This window comes from Diaphorobacter sp. C33 (genome assembly GCF_030503915.1).
GTDB lineage: Bacteria > Pseudomonadota > Gammaproteobacteria > Burkholderiales > Burkholderiaceae_C > Diaphorobacter > Diaphorobacter nitroreducens.
Map to the genome: position 1 here is coordinate 1,713,449 of NZ_CP129980.1, position 16,503 is coordinate 1,729,951.

Here is a 16,503-nt window from a genome sequence, read left to right on the forward strand (position 1 = left end):
TGCCCGTGTCCACACCCTTCTTTGATGCCGTCATCATCGGCGCCGGCGCCGCCGGTCTGTTCTGCGCCGCCCAGGCGGGCCAGCGCGGGCTCAAGGTGCTGCTCGTCGACCATGCCGACAAAGTGGCCGAGAAGGTCCGCATCTCGGGCGGTGGGCGCTGCAACTTCACCAACCGCGACCTGGACGTGCGCGCGCCGCACAAGCACTTCGTGGGGCAGAACGCGCAGTTCTGCCGCTCCGCGCTGTCGCGCTACACGCCGGCGGACTTCATCGCGCTGGTGGAGCGCCACGGCATCGCCTACCACGAGAAGCACAAGGGCCAGCTGTTTGCCGACCGCTCGGCCGAGGACATCATCGCCATGCTGCTGGCCGAATGCGCCCAGGGGCGCGTTGAGCGCTGGCAGCCCTGCAGCGTCAAGAATGTGGTCTTTTTGGCCGATGAGGCAGGCGGCACAAGCGCTGGCAGCTATCAAATCGATACCGATCGCGGCCCGGTGCAGGGGCGCAGCCTGGTGGTGGCGACGGGCGGGCTGTCCATCCCCAAGATTGGTGCCACGGACTTCGGCTACCGGCTGGCGCAGCAGTTCGGACTGCCGCTGGTGGCGCAGCGCCCCGGCCTGGTGCCGCTGACCTTCGACGGCCAGGCCTGGGCGCCCTACGCGCAGCTTGCCGGGCTGGCACTGCCGGTGGAGATCAGCACCGGCGCCAAGAAGGAACGCATGGCCTTCGTGGAAGACCTGCTGTTCACGCACCGCGGGCTGTCGGGCCCGGCCGTGCTGCAGATCTCCAGCTATTGGCAGCCGGGCACGCCGCTGGCCATCAACCTCGCCCCGGGCGTGGACCTGCCGGCCGCACTGGCCCAAGCCAAGGTGCGCTCGCGCAAGCTGATCGCCAACGAACTGGCCGCGCTCGTGCCCAGCCGTCTGGCCGACGCCTGGGCCAGCCAGAGCGCGGACTGGCAGCGCCCCATCAACGAAGCCGCGGACAAGGCCCTGGCGCGGTTGGCCGAGCGGCTGGCGCGCTGGGAGCTCACCCCCACGGGCACCGAAGGCTACAAGAAGGCCGAGGTGACGCTGGGCGGCGTGGACACGCGCGCCCTGTCCCAGCAGACCATGGAATGCAAGGCCCAGCCGGGCCTGTACTTCATCGGCGAGGTGGTAGACATCACCGGCTGGCTGGGCGGCTACAACTTCCAATGGGCCTGGGCCAGCGCCCACGCCTGCGCCCAGGCTCTGCCGCTCCACTGAACGCCCTCCGTCTCTAGTGGCCGTCTGCCCGCGAACTTCTGGCCGATTTTTAATATTCATGTAAAATGAATCTTAAGAAAACCGCCCTGCCAAAGGCCTTCCATGTCCCTGCCCCCGCTCGTCTCCGCCTCCCGCCCGGCCCAGTCCGCCGCTCCGCTGCACGGCTGGCCATTGCTGCGACTGGGGTTTCGGCCCTTCTACCTGGGCACGGCCCTGCTGGCCTGTCTGGCGGTGCCGCTGTGGATAGCGATCTTTCTGGGCCGCATCCAGGTGCCGTTGCCGATGTCACCTTTGCTGTGGCATGCGCACGAGATGCTGTTCGGCTTCGCCGCGGGCGTGGTGGTGGGCTTTCTGCTCACCGCCGTCAAGGCCTGGACCGGCCTGGAGACGGCCCGTGGTCCGCTGCTGGGCGCGCTGGCCCTGCTGTGGCTGGCCGCGCGGCTGGCTTCGCTGGTGGCGCCCTACGCCGTCTATGCCACGCTGGACATGCTGCTGCTGCCGGCCGTGGCCGCCGTGCTGCTGCGCGTGCTGATCAAGGCCGGCAACAAGCGCAACATTCCGCTGATCTGCCTGTTGCTGCTGATGGCTGCGGCCAACCTGGTGTTCCATCTTTCGGTGCTGGGCATCGTGGCGGTGCCGGCCGTGAGCGCGCTGTATGCCGAGCTGGCGCTGATCCTCATGGTGGTGAGCGTGATCACCGGCCGCGTGGTGCCCATGTTCACGCGCAACGTGACGCCCGGCCTGGTCATCAACATGCCGCGCAAGTTCGAGCTGTCGCTGCTGGCCGTCACGGCCGTGGCGCTGGCGCTGTGGGTGTTCGCAGCGCCCGCGCCGGTGGTGCTGGTGGCCAGCCTCGCGGCGGGTGTGATGCATGCGGTGCGGCTGTGGAAGTGGCATCCGCAGGTCACGTTCAAGCGCCCCATCCTCTGGATCCTGCACGCTTCGTACGCATGGCTGCCCCTGGGTTTCGTGCTTCTGGCGCTGGCGCAACTGGGCTGGGTCGTACCGTCGCTGGCCGTGCATGCCTTTGCCGTGGGCGTGATCGGCGGGCTGATCATCGGCATGGTCACGCGCACCGCGCGCGGCCACACCGGCCGGCCGCTGCAGCCCTCGCGCGGCGAGGTGGTGGCCTATGCCCTGGTGATGCTGGCCGCCGTGCTGCGCGTGCTGGTGCCCGCCGTGCAACCCGCGTGGTACGCCTATGCGCTGGAAGGCGCCGCCTGCCTGTGGGCCATCGCCTTCGCGATCTACCTCGTGATCTACACACCCTGGCTGATGCGCACCCGTCTGGACGGCAAGGACGGCTGATGCCGGCCCATGCCTCACAACTGCAAGCTCCCTCCCCCCTTTTTTCTACACACACCCGAAAGGTTGAACCATGAGCAACACCGTTTCCGTGATCGACGTACGCACCATCGCTCCTTATGAGCGCCATGCGCAAATCTTTGGCCGCCTGGACGCGCTGGGCGCGGGCGAGTCGCTGCAGATCGTGAACGACCACGACCCCGTGCCGCTGCGCATGCAACTGGAAGGCCGCGCACCCGGCCAGTTCCAGTGGGCGTACCTGGAGGCAGGTCCCCGCCAGTGGCAGATCGAAATCACCAAGCTGGCATCCAAGACCCAGGCCGCCGCAGAGGCTGAAGACTCCTGCTGCTCGGGCGGTGCCTGCTGCGGCTGATCGGCAAAGCCACTCAACCAAAGCAAAAGGGGCAGGTATCACCTGCCCCTTTTTTATCGTCCCTGCTTCACAGTCCCAGCGCCAGCTGCGCCTCCTCGCTCATCATGGAGCGGTCCCAGGGCGGGTCAAACACCAGATTCACCGTGATCTCGCCCACGCGTGGCAGGGCCAGCAGCTTGTCGCACACCTCGTCGGCAATCGCTTCGCCCATGCCGCAGCCGGGGGCGGTGAGCGTCATGTCCACCAGCGCGCGCACCTTGTGGGCATCGTCGGGCAGCGGCTCGAAAGCCAGCCGGTACACCAGGCCCAGGTCCACGATGTTTACCGGGATCTCCGGGTCGTAGCAGGTGCGTAGGGTCTCCCACACCAGCGGCTCCAGTTCCTCGATGGGCAGGTCCGCGGGCGCGGTGATGGTCTCGGGCGGCGTCTTGCCGATGGCGTCGGCATCCACGCCCTTCAGCCGCATGAGCTGGCCTTCGACCAGCAGCGTGAAGGACGAACCCAGCGCCTGCGTGATCTGCGCCAGTTGCCCGGCCTCCAGTTCGATCGGCTCGCCGCTGGGAATCGCCTCCACGGTCACGCTGCGGCGCACCAGCACATCCTCGCGATGGCGGCGGTAGGTCATGCGGGCTCCTCCTCAGTACTTACGCTCTGGCCGTTGCCGTTGTCGGCAATCGCATGCATCAGCGCATGCCAGCCCAGCAGGGCGCACTTGATGCGGCTGGGGTACTGGCGCACGCCGGCCAGGCTGACCAGCTTGCCCAGCGGGGCATCCTCGGGGGCTTCTTCCCCCGTCAGCACCGCACGAAAGTGCTGCTGCAGCGCCTGCGCGGCGGCAACCTCCTTGCCCTTTACGGCCTCGGTCATCATCGAGGTAGAGGCCATGCAGATCGCGCAGCCCTGGCCGGTGAAGCGGATGTCCTGCACGCGCCCTTGCTGCAGCTGCAGCTCCACGGCAATGCGGTCGCCACACGACGGGTTGGTGCCCTGCGCCTGGTGCGTGGGCTGCGGCAGATGGCCGAAGTTGCGCGGTGCGCGCTTGTGCTCCAACACCACTTCCTGGTACAGCTCGTTCTCGGCGTTGCCGGTAAATCCAGTCATCGCATGACCTCCAGGGCCTGCGCCACGCCGGCGATCAAGCGCTCGACCTCCTCATGGCTGTTGTACAGCGCGAACGATGCGCGCGTGGTCGGCCCCAGCCCCAGGTGCTCCTGCAGCGGCTGTGCGCAGTGGTGGCCCGTGCGCACGGCGATGCCGCGCTCGTCCAGCAGCGTGCCGATGTCGTGCGGGTGCACGTCGCGTGCCACGAACGACACCAGCGACGCCTGCGTGGCATGCGGGGCGAGCACCGTCACCCCCTCCAACGCCGACAAGCCCGCCAGCGCCTGCGCGCGCAGGGCCTGCACGTGCAGGTCAATGGCCTCTCGGCCAATACCATCGATGAAGCGCGCCGCCGCCGCCAGACCCACGGCCCCGGCCACGTTGGGCGTACCGCCTTCCAGCCGCGCGGGCAGCGCCGCATAGCCCGCAGCGGTGTAGGTCACCCACTCCACCATGTCGCCCCCCAGGCGCAGCGGGTACAACCGCTCCAGCGCGTCGCGCCGGCCGGCCAGTGCGCCGGTGCCCATGGGACCGTACATCTTGTGGCCGGAGAAGGCCATGAAGTCCGCCTCCAGCTCCGCCAGAGCGGGCATGGCATGGCCCACCGCCTGCGCGGCATCCAGCACCGTGAGGGCGCCGGCCGCGCGTGCCATGGCCAGCAGTGCCTCATACGGAGGACGCTCGCCCGTGGCATTGGCGCACGCCGTGAGTGCCAGCACGCGGGTGTTGGGTGTGAGCAATGGCGTCAGATCGGCCTCATGCACGCGCCCCTGCGCGTCGGGTTTGAGAACGACCAGTTCCGCCCCGCTCATGCGCGCGGCCTGCTGCCAGGGCACCAGGTTGGCATGGTGCTCCAGCCCGCTCACGATGATGCGGTCGTCGGGGCGCAGCCAGGCCTTGCCCGGCCCCGCTGCCCATAACCCTTGGGCGACGAGGTTCAGCGCCTCGGTCGTGCCGCTGGTGAAGACCAGTTCATGCTGCGTGCCCGCGCCGATGAAGCGCTTGAGCGTGGCGCGCGCCTCTTCAAAGGCGTCGGTGGCACGCTGGCTCAGCGTGTGCACGCCGCGGTGAATGTTGGCGCGGTCATGGCGTTCGAAGCGCTGCATGGCCTCCTGCACCGCCAGCGGCATCTGCGTGGTGGCGGCGTTGTCCAGATAGGCCAGCGGCTGGCCGTGGATGCGCTGCGCCAGCACCGGAAACTGCGCGCGCAGCGCCTGCACCGGCAGGCCGCCGGTGTGCAGCAAAGGATGTGGTTTACCCATGGTGTGCCTCCTCGGCTGTGGGCTGCAGCCGGGCGATCGCACCGGCCAGCCAGCCGCTCTGCAGCCACTGCTCCAGCATGCCGTCCCCCTCGGCCCCCAGGCATCGATCAAGCAACGCTTGGGCCATACCTTCGATGATGAGCGCGCGCGCAGCCGCATCATCCAACCCGCGCTGGCGGGCGTAGAACAGCGCATCCTCGGGCAACGCACCCCAGGTAGCGCCGTGCGCGGCCTGCACGTTGTCGTGCAGGATCTCAAGGTGCGGGCGCAGGATCAAACGTGGCTGGCCCGCCAGCGGCACCCCGGCCAGGCGCTGGCGCACATCGGCCCCGTCACTGCCGGGCGCGATGCGCGTATAGGCATTCGCCACCGCGTGGGCGCGGCCCTGGGCCAGGGCCAAGGTCTCGACTTGGCTCACGGCCTGGGCGGCTTGCAGGTCGGTGTGCGTCTGCTGGTCCAGCTTGCCGTCCGCCAACAGCAGCAACGCGGCCTGCCGCGCACTGGCGCCTGCGCCCTGCAGCGTGATGTGGCTGCGCTGCAGGTGGTAGCTGGCGCCCGTGGCAACCAGCGCCTGGGCATAAGCGGCACCTGCCGCCACGTGGACCTGCAGGTGGTGCGCCACGCGGTCGTCGGCCAACGGCGCAGCGACGCGCAGGTGTTGTAGCCGTGCCCCCTGCGCCAGACGGATGTGGGCGTGCAGGTTTTGCGCCACGGCAGACAGACCGTCTGCGGCAGGCCGCTCATGGGTTTCGATCAGAACGCACTGCACGCCGGCTTCCACGTCCAGCACCAGCAAGGGCGCCTCGGCCGCGGCGCCGGGCTGGTGGTGCAGCTCCAGGCACACAGGCTCGCGCTCACGGCCCGGCGTGGCGGCCACGCGCAGGCGCAGGCCCCGGCGGCACAGGGCACGATGCGCCCAGGCGAAGGGGGCGGCGGCCCCATCCCCACCGCCGGACTCTGGCGACGGCAGCCCTGCCATCAACTCGGCGCGCTGCGCCGGGTCCAGTGCGTCCAGCCAACGCGCCTGGACGCTGGTGGCCGCCTGTGCGTGGGGCAGGCGCAGCGTCCAGCCCGCACCCGCGGGCAACGAGGCCTCATCGACGACCCCGGCCTGCGTTCCCAGCCAGTCCTGCAGCGCGGGTGGGGGCAGGTGGTGAAAGGCTTCGCTGCGCCGCGCAATCCAGCCCTGCGTCTGCAGGTGCTCGCGCGCGGCGCGGATCTCGGCTTGTGCGCTGTTCATGGTGTCATGCCTCCGCCGTGGCAGGTTGGCGCGCAAAGCCCGTGCGGGCGATGCGCCGCGCCAGCTCCACGTCGCCCGTCTCGGCGATACGGCCCTGGTCCAGGCGCAGCACGGTGTCAGGCTGCAGCTGCTCGATCAGGTGCAGGTAGTGCGATACGACGATGAAGGCCGTGCCCTGTTCGCGCAGTTTCTGCACCAACGTGACCACGGCGCGCACGCCGTCCACGTCCATGCCCGAGTCGATTTCGTCCAGCAGTGCCAGGCGGGGCTGCAGCAGGGCCAGCTGCAGCAGTTCGTTGCGCTTGCGCTCGCCGCCGGAAAAACCTTCGTTCACCGGGCGGCCCAGCATGGCCTGTGGCAACCCCAGTTCCTGGGCGGTCTGCTTGGCGCTGGCCAGGAAGTCGAACGCGTCCAGCGGCTGCTGGCCGCGCGCCTCGTGCACGGCATTCAGCGCTGTGCGGATGAACAGATTGTTCTTCACGCCGGGTACATCGGGCGGCGACTGGAAGGACACGAACAGCCCCGCGCGGGCGCGCTCATGCGCGGGCAGCTGCAGTAGGTCCTGCCCGTCCAGCAGCGCCTGGCCGTCCTGCACCTGGTAACTCGGGTGGCCGGCCAGCGCCATGCCCAGCGTGCTCTTGCCGCTGCCGTTGGCGCCCATCAGCACAACGAGCGCGCCGGCGGGCACGTCCAGCGAGACCGATTGCAGCACGGTGCGCTCGCCAACGCGCACACGCAGGTCGCGCACTTGCAGCAAAGGAGTGATGGAGGTCATGTGGGTTTCCTATTAATTTGATAGCTGTTCGCGCTGGATGGATAAGGGCTGGATGCCTTTTTATTCAAATCTTGTGATCTCAGCCCACCGCGCCTTCCAGCGACACGGCAAGCAGCGCCTTGGCTTCCAGCGCGAATTCCATGGGCAACTCTTCCAGCACCGCCTGGCAAAAGCCGCCGACGATGAGGGCCGTGGCCTCCTGCGGGTCGATGCCACGCTGCTGGCAATAGAACAGGCGCTCCTCCGAGATGCGCGTGGTGGTGGCCTCGTGCTCCACCACGGCATCGCTGCGCGCGGTGTCCACGTAAGGGAAGGTGTGGGCGCCGCAGTCGGGCCCGATGAGCAGCGAGTCGCACTGCGTGTGGTTGCGCGCGCCGGCGGCGCCGGGGTTCACACGCACCAGGCCGCGGTAGCTGTTGTGCGCATGGCCTGCGCTGATGCCCTTGGAGACGATGCGGCTGGTGGTGTTCTTGCCCAGGTGGATCATCTTGGTGCCGGTGTCCGCCTGCTGGAAGTGGTTGGACACGGCGATCGAGTGGAACTCGCCGTTCGATTCGTCGCCGCGCAGCACCACGCTGGGGTACTTCCAGGTGATGGCCGAGCCGGTCTCGATCTGCGTCCAGGCGATGCGCGAGCGCCTGCCGGCCGCCAGGCCGCGCTTGGTCACGAAGTTGTAGATGCCACCCACGCCGTTCTCGTCGCCGGGGTACCAGTTCTGCACCGTGGAGTACTTGATGAACGCGTCGTCGTGGGCGATCAACTCCACCACGGCGGCGTGCAACTGGTTCTCGTCGCGCTGCGGGGCGGTGCAGCCCTCCAGATAGCTGACCGAACTGCCCTCCTCGGCAATGATCAGCGTGCGTTCGAACTGCCCCGTGTTCTGCGCGTTGATGCGGAAGTAGGACGACAGCTCCATAGGGCACTTCACGCCCTTGGGAATGTAGACAAAGGAGCCATCGGAAAACACCGCCGAGTTCAGTGCGGCGTAGAAGTTGTCGCCCTGCGGCACCACGGTCCCCAGGTATTTCTCGACCAGCTCCGGATGGTTCTGCACCGCATGCGAGAACGAGCAGAAGATCACGCCCACTTCGGCCAGCTGCTCGCGGAAGGTGGTGCCCACCGAGACCGAGTCGAACACCGCGTCCACCGCCACGCCGGCCAGGCGAGCGCGCTCGTGCAGGGGCACGTTGAGCTTCTCGTAGGTCTCCAGCAGCTTGGGGTCCACCTCGTCCAGGCTCTTGGGTGCGTTCTTGAGCGATTTCGGTGCCGAGTAGTAGCTCAGCGCCTGGAAATCGATGGGCTCGATCTTGAGGTGCGCCCAGTCGGGCAACTCCATCGCACGCCAGCGCTCAAACGCCGCCAGCCGCCAGTCCAGCAAAAACTGCGGCTCGCGCTTCTTGCGCGAGATGGCGCGGATGGTGTCCTCGTCCAGGCCCGGCGGCAGGGAATCGGACTCGACGTCGGTGACGAAACCATGCTGGTACGGGCGCTGCAGTGCCTGCTCCAGTGCGGGCGCCTGCGACGCCTCGCGACCGGCGACGGGCGCGTCGAGGATGGCGGGTTGTGAGGACATGACCGTGGGGCGGAGTTTTTAATATTCATATGTTATGAATCTTTTAAAAATCCGCCAAACCCGCATGCGGTCCCTGCACCCGCATCAGGGGTTTACCGGCTCGCCGGTTCGGGCGGGCAGCGGCTTGCCGTCAGGCCAGCGCATCCCCAGTCAGCCGGTCACCTCGCCCCAGCGCACCACGCCCAGCCAGTTGCGCAGCGCCACCACGCCGGGCGGCGTGATCTCCAGCGCGCGCGATGCCTGCGCGCGCCCCAACCAGCCGCGCTCCAGGCAATGCACGCACAGCAGCGCCCCCAGGCGCCCGGCCATGTGGGGGCGGCGCTCACTCCAGTCCAGACAGGGCCGGCATGGCGGGCGCCGCGCGGCGCTTGCGGCCAGTGCGTCCTGCGCGGCCAGCCCCAGCGGTGCCAGCACAGCCTGCGCCCGGCCGGTCACCCGCCCACCTGCATCGTCATCGAAGACGATGGCGCCCTCCTCCAACAGGTGCGCGGCGATGGCCACGCCCAGGCGGCCGGCAATATGGTCATAGCAGGTACGCGCCTGGCGCAGCGCCGCGTCGCGCGGGCCCACGACCACGGGCCGCGACACCGTCGCCTGCCGCACGGCCAGCTGCATCAGCCCTTCCAGCAAATGCGCCACCTCGGGCGAAGCCAGGCGGTGGTACCGATGGCGCCCCTGGCGTTCCAGCACCAGCAGCCCGGCCTCCACCAACAGGCCCAGGTGGCGGCTGGCCGTGGCGGCAGACACGCGCCCAGCCTCGGCCAATTCACGTGCCGTAAGGGCGCGCCCATCCATCAGCGCGACCAGCATGGCGGTGCGTGCCGGCTCGCCCACCAGGGCCGCGACATGCGCAATCTGGTTGGTGTTCATGCGCGCAGTGTGCCGCAGCCAGCCCGGCGCACGCTTCGCTCCAGGACGAAACATCGGCCGTGCGACGGCCGGCACCATGGACGCATCCACCTACCACAGGAGCACGCCATGCCCATCACCTGTTTCATCCGCTACGAGATCGACCCTTTTCAGCGCGAGGCCTTCTGCGCCTATGCCGAAGCCTGGGGGCGCATCATCCCGCGCTGCGGCGGCCACCTGCTGGGCTACTTTCTGCCCAGCGAGGGCACCAATTACGAGGCCTGGGGCCTGATCGCCTTCACCAGCCTAGCCGACTACGAGGCCTACCGCGCCCGGCTCAAGACCGACCCCGAGGGCCGCGCCAACTTCGAGATGGCGCAGCGCCAGCGCTTCATCCTGCGCGAGGAACGCAGCTTCACCGAGGCGGTGGCGGGCACCCTCGCGCGCCCCGCATTGCCCACCAACACGCAGGCTCAGCCATGATCGCCGTCATCTTTGAAGTGCAGCCGAGCAGCGACGGCCGCCAGGCCTACCTGGACCTGGCGGCGGACCTGCGCGCCGCGCTGCAGGCCATCGACGGCTTCATCTCCGTGGAGCGCTTCGAGAGCCTGTCCACGCCCGGCAAGCTGCTGTCGCTGAGCTTCTGGCGCGACGAAGAGGCCGTGGCCCGCTGGCGCGCGTTGCCGCAGCACCGCCAGGCCCAGGCGGCGGGTCGCGCAGGCGTGTTTGCCGACTACCGGCTGCGCGTGGCCACCGTGCAGCGCGACTACGGCCTGCATGCACGTGACCAGGCACCCGCCGACTCGCGTGCCTGCCATGCGCCGCGGACTGTGCCCGACTCTGTGCCGGGCAGCCGCTTGCCCGGCAGCGCAGAGCCGTTATAATGCTCGGCTCTGCTGGCATGACCCCGTCGGCCGGATACTAGTTACAGACGGGGAAAACCGCCGTATATGGCTTTTGGGCCCGATCTTCCCGAAAACCCGCTAGCGGCACCTATTGGAAAACATTAGCTAATGACGACCATTCGTGTAAAAGAAAACGAACCCTTTGACGTGGCCCTGCGCCGCTTCAAGCGCACCATCGAAAAGCTGGGTCTGCTGACCGACCTACGCGCCCGTGAGTTCTACGAGAAGCCCACCGCCGAGCGCAAGCGCAAGAAGGCTGCCGCCGTGAAGCGCCACTACAAGCGCGTGCGCAGCATGCAACTGCCCAAGAAGCTGTACTAAGCACAGCCCGGCGTTGACACCAGACGCCACAAAACCCGCGCTAGGGACGCCAAGCGCGGGTTTTTTGTTTTCTACACCGTTTGACTGGAGAAACACCATGAGCCTCAAGGACCAGATCACCGAAGACATGAAAACCGCCATGCGCGCCAAGGACAGCGAGCGCCTGGGCACCATCCGCCTGCTGCAGGCCGCCATGAAGCAAAAGGAAGTGGACGAGCGCATCACGCTGGATGACGCGGCCATCGTGGCCATCGTGGACAAGCTGATCAAGCAGCGCAAGGACAGCATCACCGCCTTCGAGGGCGCGGGCCGCCAGGACCTGGCCGACAAGGAAAAGGCCGAAATGGCCGTGCTGCAGGCCTACCTGCCCGAACGCATGTCGGCCGACGAAGTGGCTACCGCCGTGAAGGCCATCGTGACCGAAGTCGGCGCAGAACTGGGCAAGACGGTGGGCCCCGGAGACATGGGCAAGGTGATGGGCGTGGCCAAGACCCGCCTGGCCGGCAAGGCCGACATGGGCCAGGTGTCGGCCGCCGTGAAGGCCGCACTGGCCAGTTAATTTCGCTATGCTATTCATAGCTTCTTGCGCTTGATCCGTAACGGTTCAATGCCAATTTGGCATTAAATCCATTCGCTGGCAAGCGCTGGCAGCTATCGTTTCTGCTGCGCCGCACACACCCCGCTCAACAGCCGCTTGGACACCCACAGACCTGACTGCTGGCAGACCGCTGGGCCGCGCGGGGCACGCCCCCCGTATTGGGCTTCCCCCCGCCATTCCGTGCGCAGCGGCAAGCGTCCTGCCAACGTCACGAAAGACGCAGACACGGGCGCGCGCATTGAACGGACGCTCTCCTCAGTGAACAATGGCGGGCTTACATCGTTTGAAAAGCCACCCATGCAGCAGCAACGCACCCACAAGATCGCCGTGATCGCCGGAGACGGCATCGGCAAGGAAGTCATGCCCGAAGGCCTGCGCGCCGTGCAGGCCGCCGCCCGGCGCTTCGGTCTGAACCTGGAACTGCACACCTTCGACTGGGCGCATTGCGACTATTACGCCCGGCACGGCCAGATGATGCCCGACGACTGGAAGGCGCAGCTGTCGGGCATGGATGCGATCTCCTTCGGCGCCGTGGGCTGGCCGGCGACCGTACCCGATCACATCTCGCTGTGGGGTTCGCTGCTGAAGTTCCGCCGCGAGTTCGACCAGTACATCAACCTGCGCCCCGTGCGTCTGTTCGAGGGCGTGCCCTGCCCGCTGGCCGGCCGCAAGCCCGGCGATATCGACTACTACGTGGTGCGCGAGAACACCGAGGGCGAATACACGTCGCTGGGCGGCATCATGTACGAGGGAACGGACCGTGAGATCGTGATCCAAGAGTCGGTCTACTCGCGCCACGGCGCCAACCGCCTGCTGAAGTTCGCCTTCGACCTGGCGCAAAGCCGCCCGCGCAAGCACGTGACGCTGGCCACCAAAAGCAACGGCATCGCCATCAGCATGCCCTGGTGGGACCAGCGCGCCGACGATGTCGCCAAGGGCTACCCCGAAGTCACACTGGACAAGCAGCACATCGACATCCTCACCGCACGCTTCGTGCTGCAGCCGGGGCGCTTCGACGTGGTGGCCGCCACCAACCTGTTCGGCGACATCCTCTCCGACCTGGGGCCCGCCACCACCGGCACCATCGGCCTGGCACCGTCGGCCAACCTGAACCCCGAGCGCACCTTCCCCAGCCTGTTCGAGCCCGTGCACGGCTCGGCGCCCGACATCTATGGCCAGAACATCGCCAACCCGATCGCGATGATCTGGTCTGGCGCGCTGATGCTGGACTTCCTGACCCACGGCCAAGGCGCGGGGCGGCAGGCCCACGATGCCATCATTGCAGCCATCGAAGAGATCATCAAAAGCGGCCCGCGCACGCCAGACCTGGGCGGTGCGGCAAGCACCACGCAGGTGGGCGAGGCCATCGCCGCGCGCATCGCGCACGGGTAACCCCCGCCCGCAGGGCGCGGCATGTTTCCGTCAACGGACTTACGCTATTGATTAAATAGCACACAGCGCTTGTCCATAAAGCGCTGCAGCCCATTTCTGCAACATATTGCGCACGCGCCCGCTGCGCGCAATGGCCGCGTTCCCGCCGCGGTCCGTGCGGCCGGGTTAGCATAGCCCCCCACACTATATTTTCGAGTCATTCCATGTCCCACACCCACGGGCAAAAAGACAAGCTGATCGCACGCGTGCGGCGCATCAAGGGCCAGATGGAGGGCATCGAGCGCGCCCTGGAGGGTGACGCCGCGTGCGCGGAAGTGCTGCGGCAGCTCGCTTCGGCACGCGGCGCCATGAATGGTCTGACCACCGAAGTCATGCTGGGCCACCTGCAGGATCACGTGGTGGACGCCGGCACCGATGCCGAGCGCCGCACCGGCGGCGAAGAAATGATGGACATCCTGCGCTCGTACCTGAAATGACTTCCTCCACCCTGCACACCGCGGGCGCGGCGCCCGCACCCTTCCCCGCCGACCATCACCACGTCTTCCTGGGCGCGGAGCACCAGCGCAACGAGCGGCGCGTGTGGCTCGTGATCGCGCTGACGGCCAGCATGATGGTCGCCGAGATCCTGGCGGGCAAGCTGTACGGTTCGATGGCCCTGGTGGCCGACGGCTGGCACATGTCCACGCACGCCGGTGCCATGCTGATCACGGCGCTGGCCTATGGGTATGCACGCCGCCATGCGGCCAACCCACGCTTCTCGTTCGGCACCGGCAAGATGGGCGACCTGGCCGGCTTCGCCAGCGCCGTGGTGCTGGCCATCGTGGCGCTGCTCATCGCGTGGGAGAGCTTCCTGCGGCTGACCGACCCCGTGCCCATCCGCTTCGAGCAGGCAATCGCCGTGGCGGTGATCGGCCTGGTGGTGAACCTGGTGTCCGCCCGGCTGCTGCATGGCGGACATGGGCACCACCACCATGGCCACGATCACGACCACGGCCGCCATGGCCAAGACAACAACCTGCGCGCGGCTTACCTGCATGTGCTGGCCGACGCGCTGACCTCCGTGCTGGCCATCGCGGCGCTGCTCGTGGGGCGCAGCTACGGCTGGCTCTGGGCCGACCCGGCCATGGGCGTGGTGGGCGCGCTGGTGATCGCCCGCTGGTCCTGGGGGTTGATCCGTGACGCCGGCAGCGTGCTGCTGGATGCGCCGGCGGAAGGGCCGCAGGTCCGCCAGGAGATCGAGGACATCCTCGCCGCCACGGGCGACACGCTGAAAGACCTGCACGTCTGGCAAATCGGCCCGGGCCATTTTGCTGCCATCGTTTCCGTCGCCTCGGCCACGCCGCAGCCCGCACAGCACTACAAGGCCCTGCTGCTGCCAGTGCACGAGCTGTCGCACGTCACCGTGGAAGTACAGGCGCTTTAAGCACACACGCCATGAATCACCCTCCCCTGCCGTTTTCCCAGGCCTGCGAAAACAACCAGGCGCCCATCTTCGCCGTGCTGCAGCAGGCCTTTGCCGACCGGCGCCATGTGCTGGAGGTGGGTTCGGGCACGGGCCAGCACAGCGTGTATTTCGCGCCACGCCTGCCCCACCTGGTGTGGCAGACCAGCGACCTGGCGGACAACCACGCGGGCATACGCGCCTGGCATGCGCAACACCCGGCCCCCAACCTGCGCCCGCCGCTGCTGCTGGACCTGGCGCACAGCGATTGGCCACAGGGCGACCCTGGCAGCGGGCCGTTCGACGCGGTATTCAGCAGCAACACCGCGCACATCGTGCCCTGGCCGTTGGTGCAGCGGCTGTTCGCGCTGGCCGGTGCCCACCTGCCTGGCGGCGGCGTGCTGGCGCTGTACGGCCCCTTCAACTACGGCGGAACCTACACCAGTGACAGCAACCGCGCCTTTGATGCCTGGCTGCGCCAGCGCGACCCGCACAGCGGCATCCGCCATTTCGAGGACATCGTGGCACTAGCGGCACAGCACCGCCTCGCGCTAACGCACGACCACGCCATGCCCGCGAACAACCGGCTGCTGGTGTTTCACCGCACCGCCGCCCCGGCGGAGCCTGCCGTAGAGTGACGCCAACACACCTTCGCCGTCTGCCATGAACCCATCCGAGCCGCTGCACCACGGCGCCTGCCTCTGCCAGGGCGTGCGCTTCACGATCCGCGGGCCGCTGGCCCCGATCCAGATCTGCCACTGCGCGCAGTGCCGCCGCGCGCAGGGCAGCGCGTTTGCTGCCAATCTGCCGGTGGACGTGGATCGGCTGCAGTTCCAGGCCGGCCAGGACCTGCTGCGGCGCTTCGAGTCCTCCCCCGGCAAGCGGCGCGTGTTCTGCGGTGTCTGCGGCTCGCCGGTATTCAGCGAACGTGACAGCCTGCCCGGCGTGGTGCGCATCCGCGCAGGCCTGCTGGACGAGCCCGTGGCCGCGGCGCCGGCATTCCACATGCATGTGGCCTCGCGCTGCAGCTGGTGGCCCCTCCAGGACGATCTACCCCAGCACCCGCAGGGGTACGTACCGCCCGGCGCGGCCTAGAGCGCCCCCTGCAGCCCGGCCGCCGCACGGGCATACTGGAGGCCCGTGCGCCGCCCCTCCTGGCGGTGCCCTTTCCCCGATTTCTTGCCACGCCTTCCATGACATCGCCCCTTGCCGCCCGGCCCATTGGTGTGTTCGACAGCGGCATTGGCGGCCTGAGCGTGCTGCAGGCGCTGCGCCACGAACTGCCGCACGAGCATTTCGTCTACCTGGCCGACAGCGGCAACGCTCCCTATGGGGACGCCAAGGGTGACGCCTTCGTGCAGCAGCGCACGCTGGCCATCGCCCGCTGGCTGCGCGAACACCACGGCATCAAGGCGCTGGTGGTCGCCTGCAACACGGCCACCGCCGCCGCGGTGGAACAACTGCGCGCGGCCCTGCCCGACCTGCCCGCCATCGGGGTGGAGCCGGCGCTCAAGCCCGCCGCCGCCAGCAGCCAGACGCACCACGTGGGCGTGCTGGCCACGCGCGGCACGGTGGGCAGCGCGCGCTTTCAGCGCCTGCGCGATGGGCATTCGGCCGGCACGCGCTTTTCGGTGCAGCCTTGCGACGGCCTGGCGCGCGCCATCGAGCAAAGCACCGAGGAGCCGCTGCCCGCCGCCGCATCCATGGCAAAAATAGAAGCGCTTTGCGTCCAGTACACGGGCGCGCTGGGCACTTTTGGCTTGAAAACGGGCGAGATCGACACGCTGGTGCTGGGCTGCACCCACTACGTGTTCGCCAAGGACATGCTGCGCGCCCTGGTGGGGCCGGATGTGCAGATCATCGACACAGGTGCGCCCGTGGCGCGCCAGACCCGGCGCATCCTCGACCAGGCCGGCGCCCTCGCACCCGAGCACGCGGCGGATGGCGCGCCCGCCGCGCCGGGGCACATCCAGCTCTACACCACGGGCCAGTTGGCCGCGCTGCAGTCGGCAGCCGAGCGCTGGCTACAGTTGCCCGCGCAGTACTGCGCGGCGCTGCAGATCGACTGAGATTTAAGCCAAAACGGGCCTTAGCGCTTACCCATCAAGCGCTGGCAGCTAT

General features: G+C 68.1%; 20 protein-coding genes. 13 read left to right on the forward strand and 7 right to left on the reverse strand.

Annotated elements, in window-relative coordinates:
- The first annotated feature begins 5 nt into the window (after positions 1-5).
- The 3 genes from QY917_RS08120 (at position 6) to QY917_RS08130 (ending at position 2,925) form a co-directional block, all read left to right on the forward strand.
- Positions 6-1,247: an NAD(P)/FAD-dependent oxidoreductase gene (locus tag QY917_RS08120; protein ID WP_123676087.1), complete on the forward strand. Its 1,242-nt coding sequence runs from the start codon at positions 6-8 to the stop codon at positions 1,245-1,247.
- A gap of 102 nt (positions 1,248-1,349) precedes the next feature.
- On the forward strand, positions 1,350-2,555 hold the full coding sequence (locus QY917_RS08125; protein WP_123676044.1) for an NnrS family protein: 1,206 nt from the start codon (positions 1,350-1,352) through the stop codon (positions 2,553-2,555).
- Between the two features lie 70 nt (positions 2,556-2,625).
- Positions 2,626-2,925, forward strand: a complete 300-nt coding sequence (locus QY917_RS08130; RefSeq protein ID WP_011806004.1) for a DUF2249 domain-containing protein — start codon at positions 2,626-2,628, stop codon at positions 2,923-2,925.
- A 67-nt stretch (positions 2,926-2,992) separates the two neighbouring features.
- Here the strand turns inward: QY917_RS08130 and sufT are convergent, their stop codons facing one another.
- The 7 genes from sufT to QY917_RS08165 all read right to left on the reverse strand — a co-directional run bounded on the left by sufT (position 2,993) and on the right by QY917_RS08165 (position 9,746).
- Positions 2,993-3,550 carry a putative Fe-S cluster assembly protein SufT gene (gene sufT, locus QY917_RS08135; RefSeq protein ID WP_088886400.1) on the reverse strand — a complete coding sequence of 186 codons (558 nt, stop codon included), beginning with the start codon at positions 3,548-3,550 and terminating at the stop codon, positions 2,993-2,995.
- The gene (sufU, locus tag QY917_RS08140) at positions 3,547-4,026 is read right to left on the reverse strand and encodes a Fe-S cluster assembly sulfur transfer protein SufU (RefSeq protein WP_011806006.1); all 480 of its coding nucleotides are present in this window, start codon (positions 4,024-4,026) and stop codon (positions 3,547-3,549) included. Before sufU ends, sufT begins: the two co-directional genes overlap by 4 nt.
- Positions 4,023-5,288 carry an aminotransferase class V-fold PLP-dependent enzyme gene (locus tag QY917_RS08145; protein ID WP_123676043.1) on the reverse strand — a complete coding sequence of 422 codons (1,266 nt, stop codon included), beginning with the start codon at positions 5,286-5,288 and terminating at the stop codon, positions 4,023-4,025. The genes sufU and QY917_RS08145 overlap by 4 nt, the downstream gene beginning before the upstream one ends.
- Complete coding sequence (locus tag QY917_RS08150) at positions 5,281-6,528, reverse strand: SufD family Fe-S cluster assembly protein (protein ID WP_123676042.1); 1,248 nt, start codon at positions 6,526-6,528, stop codon at positions 5,281-5,283. Before QY917_RS08150 ends, QY917_RS08145 begins: the two co-directional genes overlap by 8 nt.
- A gap of 4 nt (positions 6,529-6,532) precedes the next feature.
- Positions 6,533-7,303 (reverse strand): Fe-S cluster assembly ATPase SufC, encoded by a 771-nt coding sequence (sufC, locus tag QY917_RS08155; protein ID WP_123676041.1) that lies wholly within the window; start codon positions 7,301-7,303, stop codon positions 6,533-6,535.
- A 79-nt stretch (positions 7,304-7,382) separates the two neighbouring features.
- Positions 7,383-8,876, reverse strand: a complete 1,494-nt coding sequence (sufB, locus tag QY917_RS08160; RefSeq protein ID WP_123676040.1) for a Fe-S cluster assembly protein SufB — start codon at positions 8,874-8,876, stop codon at positions 7,383-7,385.
- Positions 8,877-9,026: 150 nt separating this feature from the next.
- Entirely contained in the window at positions 9,027-9,746 is a 720-nt protein-coding gene (locus QY917_RS08165; protein WP_123676039.1) for a helix-turn-helix transcriptional regulator, read from the reverse strand.
- A gap of 108 nt (positions 9,747-9,854) precedes the next feature.
- Here QY917_RS08165 and QY917_RS08170 point away from each other — a divergent pair, with 108 nt between their 5' ends.
- The 10 genes from QY917_RS08170 to murI all read left to right on the forward strand — a co-directional run bounded on the left by QY917_RS08170 (position 9,855) and on the right by murI (position 16,451).
- Positions 9,855-10,208: an NIPSNAP family protein gene (locus QY917_RS08170; protein ID WP_123676038.1), complete on the forward strand. Its 354-nt coding sequence runs from the start codon at positions 9,855-9,857 to the stop codon at positions 10,206-10,208.
- Positions 10,205-10,609: an antibiotic biosynthesis monooxygenase gene (locus tag QY917_RS08175; protein ID WP_123676037.1), complete on the forward strand. Its 405-nt coding sequence runs from the start codon at positions 10,205-10,207 to the stop codon at positions 10,607-10,609. Before QY917_RS08170 ends, QY917_RS08175 begins: the two co-directional genes overlap by 4 nt.
- 129 nt (positions 10,610-10,738) lie before the next feature.
- Positions 10,739-10,951, forward strand: a complete 213-nt coding sequence (gene rpsU / locus QY917_RS08180) for a 30S ribosomal protein S21 (RefSeq protein WP_007833691.1) — start codon at positions 10,739-10,741, stop codon at positions 10,949-10,951.
- A gap of 97 nt (positions 10,952-11,048) precedes the next feature.
- On the forward strand, positions 11,049-11,510 hold the full coding sequence (locus QY917_RS08185) for a GatB/YqeY domain-containing protein (RefSeq protein WP_123676036.1): 462 nt from the start codon (positions 11,049-11,051) through the stop codon (positions 11,508-11,510).
- 336 nt (positions 11,511-11,846) lie between these two features.
- Positions 11,847-12,941, forward strand: a complete 1,095-nt coding sequence (locus QY917_RS08190; protein ID WP_123676035.1) for a tartrate dehydrogenase — start codon at positions 11,847-11,849, stop codon at positions 12,939-12,941.
- Between the two features lie 203 nt (positions 12,942-13,144).
- Entirely contained in the window at positions 13,145-13,417 is a 273-nt protein-coding gene (locus QY917_RS08195; protein ID WP_123676034.1) for a metal/formaldehyde-sensitive transcriptional repressor, read from the forward strand.
- Complete coding sequence (dmeF, locus tag QY917_RS08200) at positions 13,414-14,364, forward strand: CDF family Co(II)/Ni(II) efflux transporter DmeF (RefSeq protein WP_302079260.1); 951 nt, start codon at positions 13,414-13,416, stop codon at positions 14,362-14,364. Before QY917_RS08195 ends, dmeF begins: the two co-directional genes overlap by 4 nt.
- 11 nt (positions 14,365-14,375) lie before the next feature.
- Positions 14,376-15,020 carry a DUF938 domain-containing protein gene (locus QY917_RS08205; RefSeq protein WP_123676033.1) on the forward strand — a complete coding sequence of 215 codons (645 nt, stop codon included), beginning with the start codon at positions 14,376-14,378 and terminating at the stop codon, positions 15,018-15,020.
- Between the two features lie 25 nt (positions 15,021-15,045).
- Complete coding sequence (locus QY917_RS08210) at positions 15,046-15,477, forward strand: GFA family protein (RefSeq protein ID WP_123676032.1); 432 nt, start codon at positions 15,046-15,048, stop codon at positions 15,475-15,477.
- Between the two features lie 98 nt (positions 15,478-15,575).
- A complete protein-coding gene (gene murI / locus QY917_RS08215) occupies positions 15,576-16,451 on the forward strand; it encodes a glutamate racemase (protein WP_011806020.1) in 876 nt (291 codons plus the stop codon).
- The last annotated feature ends 52 nt before the right edge of the window (positions 16,452-16,503 follow it).

Bases quoted from the DNA above. Each gene is read 5' to 3' on its own strand.
- QY917_RS08125 (WP_123676044.1), top strand. From the start codon at position 1,350: ATGTCCCTGCCCCCGCTCGTCTCCGCCTCCCGCCCGGCCCAGTCCGCC.
- QY917_RS08130 (WP_011806004.1), top strand. From the start codon at position 2,626: ATGAGCAACACCGTTTCCGTGATCGACGTACGCACCATCGCTCCTTAT.
- sufT (WP_088886400.1), bottom strand. From the start codon at position 3,550: ATGACCTACCGCCGCCATCGCGAGGATGTGCTGGTGCGCCGCAGCGTG.
- sufU (WP_011806006.1), bottom strand. From the start codon at position 4,026: ATGACTGGATTTACCGGCAACGCCGAGAACGAGCTGTACCAGGAAGTG.
- QY917_RS08145 (WP_123676043.1), bottom strand. From the start codon at position 5,288: ATGGGTAAACCACATCCTTTGCTGCACACCGGCGGCCTGCCGGTGCAG.
- QY917_RS08150 (WP_123676042.1), bottom strand. From the start codon at position 6,528: ATGAACAGCGCACAAGCCGAGATCCGCGCCGCGCGCGAGCACCTGCAG.
- sufC (WP_123676041.1), bottom strand. From the start codon at position 7,303: ATGACCTCCATCACTCCTTTGCTGCAAGTGCGCGACCTGCGTGTGCGC.
- sufB (WP_123676040.1), bottom strand. From the start codon at position 8,876: ATGTCCTCACAACCCGCCATCCTCGACGCGCCCGTCGCCGGTCGCGAG.
- QY917_RS08165 (WP_123676039.1), bottom strand. From the start codon at position 9,746: ATGAACACCAACCAGATTGCGCATGTCGCGGCCCTGGTGGGCGAGCCG.
- QY917_RS08170 (WP_123676038.1), top strand. From the start codon at position 9,855: ATGCCCATCACCTGTTTCATCCGCTACGAGATCGACCCTTTTCAGCGC.
- QY917_RS08175 (WP_123676037.1), top strand. From the start codon at position 10,205: ATGATCGCCGTCATCTTTGAAGTGCAGCCGAGCAGCGACGGCCGCCAG.
- rpsU (WP_007833691.1), top strand. From the start codon at position 10,739: ATGACGACCATTCGTGTAAAAGAAAACGAACCCTTTGACGTGGCCCTG.
- QY917_RS08185 (WP_123676036.1), top strand. From the start codon at position 11,049: ATGAGCCTCAAGGACCAGATCACCGAAGACATGAAAACCGCCATGCGC.
- QY917_RS08190 (WP_123676035.1), top strand. From the start codon at position 11,847: ATGCAGCAGCAACGCACCCACAAGATCGCCGTGATCGCCGGAGACGGC.
- QY917_RS08195 (WP_123676034.1), top strand. From the start codon at position 13,145: ATGTCCCACACCCACGGGCAAAAAGACAAGCTGATCGCACGCGTGCGG.
- dmeF (WP_302079260.1), top strand. From the start codon at position 13,414: ATGACTTCCTCCACCCTGCACACCGCGGGCGCGGCGCCCGCACCCTTC.
- QY917_RS08205 (WP_123676033.1), top strand. From the start codon at position 14,376: ATGAATCACCCTCCCCTGCCGTTTTCCCAGGCCTGCGAAAACAACCAG.
- QY917_RS08210 (WP_123676032.1), top strand. From the start codon at position 15,046: ATGAACCCATCCGAGCCGCTGCACCACGGCGCCTGCCTCTGCCAGGGC.
- murI (WP_011806020.1), top strand. From the start codon at position 15,576: ATGACATCGCCCCTTGCCGCCCGGCCCATTGGTGTGTTCGACAGCGGC.